We start from the raw sequence: 12782 nt of genomic DNA, 5'->3' as shown, positions 1-12782 counted from the left end.
TAGCTGAGGTAGGAACTAAACCCAGGACGCTTCAGACAGGAAGACAGGAATAAGCCATACCGAAGCCAGCGACTAGTTCCACTGTCCTTTCGGACGGCGGGAACGGACATAAACATAGCCCGCCCACTCGGGTGGACGGACTATGAATCTTCGGTGCCCTGGGGTGGAACTGCTAACAACGTAATGGGGAGAGAGGGGGAGAGAAGGGTGTCCCCCGCAAACAATGCCGATCTCGGTGCCCGCGTTAATCGCGTCCCGAACTGATTTTCCACCCGCTTGCTGCTTTGCGTTGCTGCCAGAAGTGACGGTAGATACCGGGGACATCGGAAAGCTCAGAATGCGTGCCTAGCTGGCTGACTTGCCCGTGTTCATCCAAGACTACGATTTGATCAGCAGATTTGATTGTATCCAGCTTATGGGCGATGACAATAAAAGTAGATTGCTCCCGTAGCTCGTCCATCGCAGCAAGAATGTTTGCCTCATTTTCTGCATCGAGCGCGGAGGTAGCCTCATCAAAGAGTACAATCGGCGCTTGTTTGAGAAGCGCGCGAGCTACAGATACGCGCTGGCGTTCACCACCGGATAGAAGCCGCCCGCCTTCACCAACAGGAGTATGCCACCCTAGGCGGTTGGCAATAGAAGTCACGCCTGAAAGATCAGCTGCGCGGAAGACTTCCTCATCGGAGGCGTCGGGACGACCAACGCGGATATTAGCGATTAACGAGTCGTCGAAGAGGTAAACGTCCTGAAAGACCATGGACAGTCTGGACATTAACTGTTCGGTTCCAAGCTCGCGGATATCTACGCCGTCAACCATCACCGCCCCGGAATCTACATCCCAGAATCGCGAAATAAGGCGCGCAATTGTGGTCTTTCCGGAGCCAGAAGGACCGACAATGGCGGTAACGGTGCCTGGTCGAGCATGGAAAGTGACATCTACCAATACTGGTTTATCGCCGTATCCAAACGTGACATTAAGCAGCTCGACATTTCCCGAACCATCGCCTAGGCGCGGAGTAGTGGGTTCTGGCAGGGAAGGGGCATCGGTGATGAGCTCAGTTTCTGTGAGCGCGATACGGCCGGCATCTAAACCGACGAAAGAAGAACCCAGCTGTTCAAGCGTGCGGGTAAACCTCAAGCTGATTCCGATGATCGCAATTGTTTCTAGTGGCGATAGGGCGCCTTCAACGGCAAGATCCGCGGAGACCATAATGAGAGCCACAATGAAGATCTGCACTACTATGCCGTTGAGTAGCAAAGCTAATGTGGATACCCATAGCTCGCGTATTCGTGCTTTATGGTCGATTTCTAGCGCTTGCTCTAGTGGCGCAAAAACTTGTGATTGTCCTGCCGCGCGCAGGGCTGGTTGACGGTTAGCAAATTCTACGATGCGCTGGGAGAGCTCTTTACTCGGCCCCAGTGCGCGGTTCGATGCTTTCTCACGAATCCATGCAGCCAACTGCATCACCACGAGCGCCAATGGTGCGATGATAAGAAGGACCAAGCCCAGCTTCGGGTTCCAGAAACACGCTCCTACTAACAAGGTGACAAGTGCCGCGCTATCGCGGTATATCGTTCCTTGAATATGCGCAATGGTCTCGGCCGCCACCATAAAGCGATCTGAAACGAGGCGAGATAGGCCGCCGGTATTAGCCGGTACGAACCAGCCGAGCGGTAGCGTTGCTAATTTATCGCCCACAGTCGTGTGCGCGGCTCGGATGAAATCCAAGGCCGTGTGGTAAGAGGCCATGGTTGCGAAAAATCGTAGCGCAAAAGCTACGAGCGCAATTGCCAAAAGCGTCCACATCCATGGTGCGATCGTCGTATCCCCATCGAGTGCCTTTGTAAGTGGCACGAGCGTGAGAACGGCGAGGCCATCAAGCACGCCAACGATAAGCGATAGACAAGCATACCTTTTATTGAGCTTATGGCCTACAGGACTTTGCAGCTTTTTGACACTGCGAGTGAGTAGCGGATCACGAAGACGCGAACTAACAGGCGTAGTGGCATTAGACATGAGAATTATCCTTCATAGGCTTGAGGCAGATTATTTGGTCTGCTCCTTGGATGGACTCCGGCTTGTGGGCGATGACTAAGACGGTCTTGCCTCTGACGAGTGTGGCTAGAGCTGCTTGAATTTCTGCTTCGCAGTCAGGATCAGTTGCCGCAGTAGCTTCATCCAGGATCAAGATTGGGGCATTGGTAATGATTGCCCGGGCAATAGAAATGCGTTGCTGTTGTCCACCGGATAAAGAGGTGTCCTCACCAACAACGGTGTCGAGCCCAGCCGGTAAAGCGTGAATATCAGCAGCTATGTGCGCAGCCTCTGCGGCTTGCCAGATCTCTTCATCGCGGGCTTCTGGGCGTGCAAGGCGAATGTTTTCCCGAATACTCATACGCAGTAAGTGAGGATCTTGTAAGACGAAAGCCACAGTGCGGTACAAACTGTCGAAAGTGAGATCACGGATATCCACGTTGTTGATAGTGATTGTGCCCGAATCTGGATCCTGGAAACGCGCCAGCATCGTTGCTGCTGTGGATTTGCCAGACCCGGAGGGGCCAATCAATGCCGTGACAGTGCCTGCATTTAGTTGCGCAGAAAAGTCTTGGAGGACTGGTGTGTCTGGGGCGTAGCTAAAGCTGACCTTATGGAACTCCACCTCCATGTCTTGACTACTGGCATCGAGGCTCTTTTGGCCTTCTTTCACATGGGAAATTGTCATGACTTCATCAAGGCGCAACGCCGCATTGCCAGCGAGCTGGTAAGACCACATCATTTGGCCGACGGTTTGAATCGTGCCTGGGAGCACCAGCGCAATTAACGTTGTTGCGATGACTTCAGCGACCGTGACATAGCCACCAGCTATCAGCAGGGAACCGACTCCTAGATTGATAAGGATGAGGACAGGAACCGCCACCACAGACTCTGAGATTGCGGAAACACGCAGAAGCGGACGTACCCACTCGTAATAGAATTCCGCGAATTTTTGGGCAGCTTCGCGATATCGAGCGTGGGCTTTGCCAACGGTGCCGAAAGCCTTGACGACGGAAATACCTTCGGAGAACTCCACCGCAGTCGCAGAGACCTCACCCAGATAATTATCCATTTCCGCAGTTTTTGTGCCCATATCTTTCATTGAATATGCTTGGATTGCTAGGAAAATGGGCACAGTGGCAATAGAAAGTAGACCAAGGCGCCAATCCAAGATAAAGGCATAAACCAGAAGCGCGAGGGGCGTAAAGATCGCGGCGACCTTCTCTACAGGAGCATGGGCTGTCAGGGTGTGCAGAGTTAACGTATCGTCCTCGACGGCTTTGCGGACTTTGCCGGAATTAGTCTGGCTAAACCACGAGAGTGGTGCTTTCGCAATAGCGGTAATAATTCGGCGCCGGTTAATCCCCACCAGCTTTGCATCAGCGAAGTGGGTGATTGCAAGGGCAAGGAAATAGAAGAATAGCTGGCCCAAAAATGCAGCAAGTAGCCATTTCACAATGGACGCGACGTCATCAGTTTTGCCGTCGATTAGAGCATTTCCCAGTGCCACCAACGCGACGTAGGGTGCTACGGCGAGTACCGAGGATATAAGCGCGAGAAACTGTGCGAAGTAGATGGTTGTTTGCACTGGGGCCAGTAGTTTTTTTAGAGCGACCTGGCCGGCTTTTAGCTTTGCGTGAGCCTCTTCTTCCGGTGACGCACCGTGTGATTCTGGTGCGTGGGTTCCGCTTGATTCTGTGGAACTTTGTTTTAGTTCAGACATTTCTTTCTCAATTCTTGTTGATGTCAGTCATATCGATGATTCTGGTGACTGATTCTTGGATGAATTCGTGGTCATGGGTGATGACGATGACCACTGCTCCGCTTGCTGCAAGAGATCGAAGTAGCGCAGAGATGGATTGCAGTTGGCGCCAGCCCACGCCAGAGGTAGGTTCATCGAAGATGTAGATCGCTGCTTGCTCGGCTTGGGCTGAAGCTATGGCTAAGCGTTGCCGTTGCCCACCGGACAGAGACTGCGGATGCCGTTGGGCCATTCCTGCCAGATCGAGGCGATGGAGAATCTCATTGACATCGATGTGGTCCCGCTTCTTCTTTGCCAGTCCGAGCGTGACTTCTTCTTCGGTGGTGGCTGCGAATAATTGGCGGCCAACATCTTGCATCACCATGTACGCGGCACGTCTGCGGGCAGCCGCTCCTACTCGTTTGCTGTTCAAACGGAGACTACCGCCGCGTTTGGGAGAAGCAAGACCACAAATGATCCTGGCGAGGGTGGTTTTTCCAGCGCCGTTGGGCCCGATTAAGGCGGTGACTTCGCCGCTGGGGAAAAATGCGTGGTCAATGTTTAATACCTCATGTGCGCCATAAGAAAAACAGATGTTGCTTAGCTCGAGTCCGCTCCGCTGGGGATCGGCGTTTTCGAGCGTGGGTGGTACCGGCACGCTCGCGGGCAGGGGAACATGGTGTAAGCTGCGTAGCCCCAATTGTTTGCGTTCGGGTTCGTCTAAGGCATAAAACTCCTGAGCGCGGAAACTCCGCGTTATTTTTCCCTGAGTCAAGTAAATAACTTGGTCAGCGATATCTTTTAAGAAAAAGAGACGGTGATCAGCGATAATGATCGTTGTGCCTAATTCCTTCAAGCGGTGTAGCACGCGTGCAAGAATATCGATGCTTTCCATGGAGAGATTGGACGTGGGTTCATCGAGAAGCACGAGACTGCCCGGGGACACAAGCGCGCATGCGCATGCCACGGTTTGTAACTGCCCACCGGATAGTTCTTTGAATCGCCGGCCCCGAAGATCGTTAATGCCTAGTAGCTCGACCGCTGATTGAATCCTCGACTCAATTTCTTTGGGATCTACACCAAGGTTTTCTAGCCCGAAGGCCAATTCTGCATTGACGCTTTCAGTGAAAAATTGTGTCCTTGGATTCTGGAATACTGAGGCGCTGAACTCGATGGCTCGGGACAGCGGTTCTTCCGCAGGGGTAAAAGCCTGGTCATCCTTTATAATAGTGATGGTGCCTAGTAGCTCTCCTGGATTGAAATGGGGGATGAGTCCGTTGATCAACTTGAGTACCGTGGACTTTCCCGATCCGGAATCACCGGTAATCAGTAGACACTGTCCTGGAGAGACAGAAAAAGACACATCAGATACACCTTGAATGCCTGGCCGAGCTCCCAATGGATATGTAAAAGAAACGTTGTGGGCGTCTACGCTGGTTGCGATACTGCGTTCGTTCATAAGTGGACCTCCGTGGGAAGCCAGACAGAGGCAACAACGAGGCCCAACCCAGCTAGTGCAGTTGCATCGACAAGCTTGAAGGAAAGATCGGCGGTGGTGGTTGGGCGTGCGGGTCCTCCCAATCCCCGGACAAGAGCAGAGGCAGCGAGCTCATCACCAGCGCGGACGACGGCACCTAATAAGGGGATGATCAACATCGCGGACGATTGTGTGGGCTGTGTGATCCAGCTTTTTACTCCAGGCTGGAGACCCCGAAGGACCATGGCATCGCGGATGGCTTTGGCTTCTGCCACGATGATCGGCAAAACGCGCAGGAATACCGCCGGTGGAATGGTGACCCAGCCTGGTAAACGCAGGTCCCGCAGTGCTGAGGTCAACGTGGATGGTGCGAGAGTGAGCAAGCCGAATGCGCCGATGGACATGCTGATGACAAAACGGCTTAGCCACGAAAAAATTGCCGCTGAAAAAGCGAAAAATGTGGAGCCAGGAAGCTGTAATAGGCCCCAATACCCTAGATAGGATAATGCAAAAGCGAACAGACATATAAGACCATAGTGTGGCTTTACTGTAGCTAGTGCGATGGAGCTGAAGGCGATAGAAATCAGCAGTGTCGGTAGGTGGCCGTGGCTGAGAGCTACCGCATTGATTACTAGAACAGAAAGCAGCACGGTCCGTGGATCGATCGAAGATCGACGAAGCACGCCCTGTTTTTGCAGGCTCACAGGAGACCAGCGCTTTCAAAGTGTTTGCGGCTGACGCGAACTCCGACCTTTCCTCCGATAAAGCCGATGATGAGCGCACAAATGGTCAGTACTCCAATGGTCCATGGCTGGAAGATATCCGACATAGCATCGGCATATTCTTGACCCATTTGGTCTGCGATATCGACGTAGTAGGAGTCCGTATCCAGAATTAGCGGGATAAAAGGCATAGAAATCCAGACACAGAAGACGCTGTAGGCAATAGGGAAGGATTTGGCAATACTGAGGTGGCTTTTTGTAATAATCAAATCCGCGATAAACCCTAGAATTATGCTTCCCAGCAGGGTCCAGAAGTAGTGTCCGGTGAGCATGAATGCTAGTCCGTTAATACCACCGACGAGGGTGAAAGCACCCATTTTGGGCGTGCGGGCGGCATAAAGCGCTAGCACGATTCCGTTTGCGATTGCCGCGATGAACCATCCAATAAACATGAATTGTGGTCCTGCGAATCCAATCATTCCGCTTACAAAGGTGATTACAAAGTAAAGTGCAGCAAAGATACCAGCATTGATGAGATCTCTGGTGTTTAAACGTGCCGTCGCCCCACTGGATGAGCTTGTACTCCGTGCGGGCGTAGAGGACTGTTGGGTCATAGTAAACCTCGATTCATGAACAGATGGAAAGGCAAGCCTTACCTAATACAGATAGTGCTGTATATAAACTATTTCTAGTTTTGATCTGAAGATTCACCCTTAATGGGGGCGAATGTAGATAAGCGGACATCAAGCACGCCTTTCCACCCCAGCAGTGCCCTCTTTTTTCTATCGGGTGGCGTGCACAATGACCAAAGCTTGGCTTCTTGGAGATGCGGACGGTATAAGCGAGTATTTCTCCATTCCGCGTCGCGCCATTCCACGGGAACCTGAGGCGCTAGTACATGCCAAACGCACTCTGCTCTCTCTCGTCCACGAATATGCTCCACGTGAGCTCAAAGAAGAGTTCGTATCTACGCTGGGAACACAGGTGCGGATGGGTCCGCTGTTTGCTGATCACCTCACCGAATTTGGCCGTGATCACTGGGATATTGACGCCGCCCGCCAGCACTGTCCCAGCCTGCAGCGTGCCTGGCTGCGTCTAACTGCCGCTGCTTCTTCCAGCACAGCTCGCTAATCCCTCAGTTTTCCACCGAACTTACAAGGTATATTTCTGCCATGCCCACTTCCTTGCTCGCCGCCCTGCCCGGCATCCTCACCGCCGCACGCGAAGAGGCTGAGCAGGCGAAGGCCGCGGCCGCGCCACTCACGGACGCCGAGGGCACCATCCTGCACGGCGACAATCTGCAGGCCCTCGCGGGGCTTCTCGCCGGAGGTGCGGCGGGCACGGTCGGCCTCATCTACATCGATCCGCCCTTCGACTCCCGCGCGGAGTACGCGGCGACGGTTACGGTGCCTCTCTCCGATGGACGCGCCGTCGACATCACGCGGCCGGCGTATAAGGACTCGTGGGGGCACGGCGGCATCGGAAAGCTGAGCGCTACGGATGCCAGCACAGCGGCCTATCTGGGGATGCTTGCGCCGCGGCTTATCCTCATGCGCGAGCTCCTCGCGGAGTCCGGCTCCATCATGGTGCACCTCGACTGGCACGTGGGCCATTATGTGCGCGTGCTGCTCGACGAGATATTCGGGCGCGAATGCTTCATCAATGAGCTGGTGTGGCGCTACGGCAAAATGAGTCGGACTACGCGCCGCTTTCCGCAGAACCATGACACGATTTACTTCTATGCACGCGACCCGCACCGCTATTACTTCCAGCCGGTCAAGGGCGCGGAAAGCGAATACAAGAAGCGTTACGCGCGACGGCTGCGCGGAGACAAGCTCTACTGGGGCGACGTCAAGGAGAGCACGGATCGGCTCATCGCGGGCCGCGCGCGCAAACGAGTGAAGGAACTCGGACGCGAACTGGTCGATGAAGACGTGCTCTTCGACTTCACTTCGGAGTTCAAAGTGCAGGACGACGTCTTTTACGACATCTCGATTATCAAAGGCAATGCCGCGGAACGTTTGGGTTACGACACCCAAAAGCCGGAGAAGCTACTCGCCCGGCTCATCGAGGCTGCGTGCCCGCCCGGTGGGCTCGTCGCTGACTTCTTTGGCGGTTCGGGCACGACGGCCGCGGTGGCGCAGCGCACCGGCCGACGGTTTATCACGGGTGATGTGGGCGCGGCGGCGGTGAGCGTCATGCGCGCGCGGTTAGGCGTACCGATACGCGCTCTTGTCGACGCCGCGGAAGCCCAGGTCATTGACGCGCAGGTTCGCGTCCTCGATGGGCGCTTGGCTCTGGTCGACTTTGCGTATCGCGACGTTTCCGCGGTCGCGGCGGCGTTGGGCCTTGACGAGGAGAACGCACGGAAACTAGCGGAGATTCATGAAGCGGAGCCGCTGGCGCTCGCGGCCACGTGGACGGTAAGTACTGCGGATGGCACGGAGATCTATTCGGGACCCGTCGCACCCGTGGAGGGCCCCGGCGCGCAGGTCGAAGTCAGCGATGTCTTTGGACACCGCGCGACGATCTACCTCTAGGACATATGAGCGGCCTCTGCGTCCATGGATCCGGGGCTTATATGTGCTGAACGTAGATCATGATGTCGCGAGTGGGGGTAGTCATGCGGGAGTGCAGAGCGTAACGGCCTTCACAATATGGGGTGACGCGGGCTACACTACACAACATATTGTTCAACAATCCCGCCCGGGACCTCAGGGCGTCACAGTAGAAAGGACCGGCCCCACATGAGCGCGCTGCGCATTGACCTCAACGCCGACCTCGGAGAGACCACCGCAGGCAACCCCGTCGCGGACGACGCGGCGATGCTGGAGATGGTCTCCTCGGCCAACGTCGCCACCGGCTTCCATGCGGGCGATGCCCACTCCATCGCGCAGACCGTCCGCGCGGCCGCCGAGCGCGACGTCGTCATCGGCGCGCACGTGGGCTACAACGATATGGCTGGCTTTGGCCGCCGCTTTATCGAGTACCAGCCGGAGGAGCTTGCAGACGAGGTCACCTACCAGATTGGCGCGCTCGACGCCCTGGCCCGCGCGGCTGGCACGAAGGTCGCTTACGTCAAGCCGCACGGAGCGATGTACAACGCGATCGTCCACCACGAGGCGCAGGCCAAGGCCGTTGTGGACGGCGTCAAGGCCTTCGGCGATATCCCGCTCATGCTCCTGCCCGGCGGCGTCGCCGTCGACATCGCAGAGAAGAATGGCCTGACCGTCATCCGCGAGGCCTTCGCGGACCGCAACTACAACCCGGACGGCACGCTCGTCTCCCGCACGTTGGACTACGCGGTGCTCGAAACCCCCGAGGAGGTCACGGCGCGCGTGCTCCAGGTCGCAGAGACCGGCTCGGTTACCGCCTACGACGGCACGCGCCTCGACGTCGACGCGCAGTCCATCTGTACCCACGGCGACTCGCAGGGCGCGGTGAACATGCTGCGCAGCGTCGTGGCAACGCTCAAGGATAAGGGCATCGACGTGCGGAGCTTCATCTAATGCGTATCCATCCCGTGGGCACGCGCGCGCTGCTCATCGACTTAGACGGCTTGGACCAGGTCATGACGTGGCATGGTGCACTCGAGTCCGAGCCGCTGCGCGACCAGGTCGACTGCATCGCCGCCGCGACCACGCTCCTGCTCACCTTTGAAACCCCCAACGCCGCCGCCGAGGCCGCGCGTTTCCTCCCCAGCTTCGAGCCCGCCAGCCGCGCCGCCGCCGAGCCGCGCACTGTGGAAATCGACGTTCTGTACGACGGCGAGGACCTCGAGGAGGCCGCCCAACTCGCGGGAATGACCCCGGACGAGCTCATCGAATGGCACACGTCGACCGAGTGGACCGCCGCGTTCGGCGGCTTTGCGCCGGGCTTTACCTACTGCGCGCCGGCCGACCCGGGCCGCAGCCTGGCGATGCCCCGTCGCGCCACGCCCCGCACCGCCGTCCCGGCGGGCGCAGTGGGCATCGCGGGCGACTTCTCGGCCGTCTACCCGCGCGTCTCCCCCGGCGGCTGGCAGCTACTCGGCACCACCACGACGCCCATGTGGCAGTCCCAAGCGCAGCCGCCCGCACTCGTCCAGCCCGGCGACCGCGTGCGCTACCGCGCGGTGTCGCAGCTTCCGGAGCTGCTGCCGGATACGTCGCGCCACGCCGGCGCCCCGGCGCGCCTGCCGCGCCTCGAGGTCGTCGAGGCTGGCCTGCTCACCTTGTACCAGGACCTCGGCCGCCCGGGGCGCGGCAACCTGGGGGTCACGCCCTCGGGTGCGGCGGACCGCGCAGCCGCAGCGACGGCCAATATCGCGGTGGGCAACCCCCGCGGTGCGACGGTGCTCGAAAACATTGGCGGGCTCACGGTGCGTGCGCTCACCGATACCGTCGTGTGCGTCACCGGCGCCGTCGCCCGCGTCAAGCTGGGCACCATGCCGGTTCACCTCGCCCGCCCCGTGCTCGTCACAGCGGGCCAGACGCTCACCATCGACAATGCGACGCTGGGCCTACGCTCCTACGTCGCGGTTCGCGGCGGCATCGTCGCCGACGCCGAGCTCGGCTCATCCGCCACTGACATTCTCTCCGGCCTCGGCCCAGACCCCGTCCACAAGGGCGACGTCATCGGCGTGTTGCCGCGCTCGACGGCCATGACGGACGCGCAGCTCGCCAACCCGCTGCGCGTCACCGAGGAAAGCGGCCGCACCGTCGGCCGTCTGCGCTGCGTGCTCGGCCCGCGCGACGACTGGTTCCCGGCCGACGCCGTGCACGCCTTCACGGAGACCGAATGGACCGTCACGCCGGATTCCAACCGCGTGGGTCTGCGCCTCGACTCCGAGGTCACCCTCGAGCGCAACCGCTACGAGGAGCTGCCCTCCGAGGGCATGGTCGCGGGCTCTGTCCAGATTCCGCCTAACGGCAAGCCCGTGGTCTTCCTGCGCGACCACGCCGTCACCGGCGGCTACCCCGTCGTGGCGACGGTACTAGAAGAAGACATTGATATCGCGGCCCAGCTCCCGCCGGGGGCCCGCGTCCGCTTCGAGATTGTGGAGAAGTAAAAACATGAAGATTCAGACCGTGCTCATCGCCAACCGCGGCGAGATCGCTGTGCGTATTGCGCGCACCGCCCGCGACCTTGGCATGAAGTCCATCGCCATCTACTCCGAGGCCGACGCCGGTGCCCTGCACACGCAGGTCGCGGACGAGGCCTACGCCCTGCCGGGCAACACCGCGGCGGATACGTACATGAACGTCCCCGCCATCCTCGATATCGCGGTGCGCGCTGGCGCGGACGCCGTCCACCCGGGCTACGGCTTCCTGTCGGAGAACTCCGAGTTCGCCCGCGCCGTCACCGGCGCCGGCCTGACCTGGGTCGGCCCCTCGCCGGACGCCATCGACTTGCTCGGCGACAAGATTGCGGCCCGCCGCGTCGCCGAGGAGGTCGGCGCCCCGCTGGCGCCGGGTACCTCGGACCCCATCGACGACTGGCAGGAGGCCCGCGAGTTCGCGCAGAAGCACGGCCTCCCCATCGCGATTAAGGCGGCCTACGGCGGCGGCGGACGCGGCCTCAAGGTCGTCGACGATCTCGAGTCCATCGAGGGCGCCTTCAACTCCGCCGGCCGCGAGGCCCGCGAGGCCTTCGGCCGCGCCGAGTGCTACGTCGAGAAATTCCTCACCCACCCGCGCCACGTCGAGGCCCAGGTCATCGCGGATACCCACGGCAACGTCGTCGTGCTCGGCACGCGCGACTGCTCCACGCAGCGCCGCTTCCAAAAGCTCGTCGAGGAGGCCCCGGCCCCGGGGCTCACTGACGCCCAGCGCGAGGGCATCATCGAGGGCGCCCGCGCCATCTGCCAGAAGGTCGGCTACACCGGCGCCGGCACCGTCGAGTACATCGTCTCTGAGGACGGCACCATCTCCTTCCTCGAGGTCAACACCCGCGTCCAGGTCGAGCACCCCGTCACCGAGGTCGTCACCGGCGTCGACATCATCGCCGAGCAATTCCGCGTCGCCGCGGGCGAGGAACTCTCGCTCACCGAGGATCCCGCCTCCCACGGTCACGCCTTCGAGTTCCGCATCAACGCCGAGGACATCCTCAACGGCTTTGCGCCCTGCCCTGGCACCATCGTCGCCTTTGAGCCGCCCACCGGCCCCGGCATCCGCGTCGACGCCGCCGTGCGCTCCGGCTCCATCGTGCCGCCGTACTACGACTCGCTCATCGCCAAGCTCATCGTGTGGGGCCCGACGCGCGAGGTCGCTCTACGCCGCGCGCAGCAGGCACTCACGGAGTTCACCATCAACGGCGTGCGCACCGTGCTCCCCTTCCACCGCGACATGGTCCACGAGCCCGCCCTCGTGAACCTCGACTCCGGCACGGGCGTCTACACCGACTGGGTTGACCACAACTACCGCCCGGGCGGCGCCGTGCAATCCGCGCCGGTGGAGTCCATCTACGCCCAGCGCCGCACCGTCGCCGTGGAGATCGACGGCAAGCTCGTCAACATCGGCTTCCCCGCCGAGCTCTTCACCGCGCCTTCCGATGCCCCCTCCTCCGCACCGTCTACCGGCGCCGCCCCCACCGACGAGAACGCCGTCACCAGCCCCTTCCAGGCCAACCTCGTGGACTGGCACGTCGCCAACGGCGCGCAGGTCAGCGAGGGCGATGTCATCGCCACCGTCGAGGCCATGAAGATGGAATCCACCATCAAGGCCCCGCACACCGGCACCATCACGCTCCAGGCGAAGCCGGGAGACAAGCTCACGCCCAGCACGGTCATCGCCACCATCGCCTAAGTCGGTGAATCCAGGCTCGGAC

10 protein-coding genes are annotated in these 12782 nt (G+C 59.4%); 5 read left to right on the top strand and 5 right to left on the bottom strand.

The features are described from left to right. Window positions 1-244: 244 nt before the first annotated feature. Genes HMPREF3227_RS05490 through HMPREF3227_RS05475 form a run of 5 tightly spaced genes read right to left on the bottom strand, consistent with a single transcriptional unit; the run spans window position 245 to window position 6589 of the window. Window positions 245-2017: an ABC transporter ATP-binding protein gene (locus HMPREF3227_RS05490; protein WP_066510967.1), complete on the bottom strand. Its 1773-nt coding sequence runs from the start codon at window positions 2015-2017 to the stop codon at window positions 245-247. Then, window positions 2010-3758, bottom strand: coding sequence for an ABC transporter ATP-binding protein (locus tag HMPREF3227_RS05485; RefSeq protein ID WP_066510964.1), 1749 nt, complete (start codon window positions 3756-3758; stop codon window positions 2010-2012). The genes HMPREF3227_RS05490 and HMPREF3227_RS05485 overlap by 8 nt, the downstream gene beginning before the upstream one ends. Window positions 3759-3765: 7 nt before the next feature. Next, window positions 3766-5235, bottom strand: a complete 1470-nt coding sequence (locus HMPREF3227_RS05480) for an ABC transporter ATP-binding protein (RefSeq protein ID WP_012714930.1) — start codon at window positions 5233-5235, stop codon at window positions 3766-3768. Beyond that, on the bottom strand, window positions 5232-5957 hold the full coding sequence (locus HMPREF3227_RS12840) for an energy-coupling factor transporter transmembrane component T family protein (RefSeq protein ID WP_077210048.1): 726 nt from the start codon (window positions 5955-5957) through the stop codon (window positions 5232-5234). Before HMPREF3227_RS12840 ends, HMPREF3227_RS05480 begins: the two co-directional genes overlap by 4 nt. Then, complete coding sequence (locus HMPREF3227_RS05475; RefSeq protein WP_066510962.1) at window positions 5954-6589, bottom strand: MptD family putative ECF transporter S component; 636 nt, start codon at window positions 6587-6589, stop codon at window positions 5954-5956. The genes HMPREF3227_RS12840 and HMPREF3227_RS05475 overlap by 4 nt, the downstream gene beginning before the upstream one ends. A 187-nt stretch (window positions 6590-6776) precedes the next feature. Here HMPREF3227_RS05475 and HMPREF3227_RS13275 point away from each other — a divergent pair, with 187 nt between their 5' ends. The 5 genes from HMPREF3227_RS13275 (at window position 6777) to HMPREF3227_RS05455 (ending at window position 12760) form a co-directional block, all read left to right on the top strand. Next, window positions 6777-7106, top strand: a complete 330-nt coding sequence (locus HMPREF3227_RS13275; RefSeq protein ID WP_141681502.1) for a hypothetical protein — start codon at window positions 6777-6779, stop codon at window positions 7104-7106. Window positions 7107-7147: 41 nt separating this feature from the next. Further along, entirely contained in the window at window positions 7148-8515 is a 1368-nt protein-coding gene (locus tag HMPREF3227_RS05470) for a DNA methyltransferase (RefSeq protein ID WP_066510960.1), read from the top strand. Between the two features lie 207 nt (window positions 8516-8722). Then, window positions 8723-9484 (top strand): LamB/YcsF family protein, encoded by a 762-nt coding sequence (locus tag HMPREF3227_RS05465; protein ID WP_066510956.1) that lies wholly within the window; start codon window positions 8723-8725, stop codon window positions 9482-9484. Further along, the gene (locus HMPREF3227_RS05460; protein ID WP_066510948.1) at window positions 9484-11025 is read left to right on the top strand and encodes a 5-oxoprolinase subunit B/C family protein; all 1542 of its coding nucleotides are present in this window, start codon (window positions 9484-9486) and stop codon (window positions 11023-11025) included. Before HMPREF3227_RS05465 ends, HMPREF3227_RS05460 begins: the two co-directional genes overlap by 1 nt. A 4-nt stretch (window positions 11026-11029) precedes the next feature. Next, the gene (locus HMPREF3227_RS05455) at window positions 11030-12760 is read left to right on the top strand and encodes an acetyl/propionyl/methylcrotonyl-CoA carboxylase subunit alpha (protein WP_066485264.1); all 1731 of its coding nucleotides are present in this window, start codon (window positions 11030-11032) and stop codon (window positions 12758-12760) included. Window positions 12761-12782 lie beyond the last annotated feature (22 nt).

Source organism: Corynebacterium sp. CMW7794 (genome assembly GCF_001563605.1).
Classification (GTDB): Bacteria; Actinomycetota; Actinomycetes; order Mycobacteriales; family Mycobacteriaceae; genus Corynebacterium; species Corynebacterium phoceense.
This window is presented reverse-complemented; position numbering and strand designations above follow the sequence as displayed.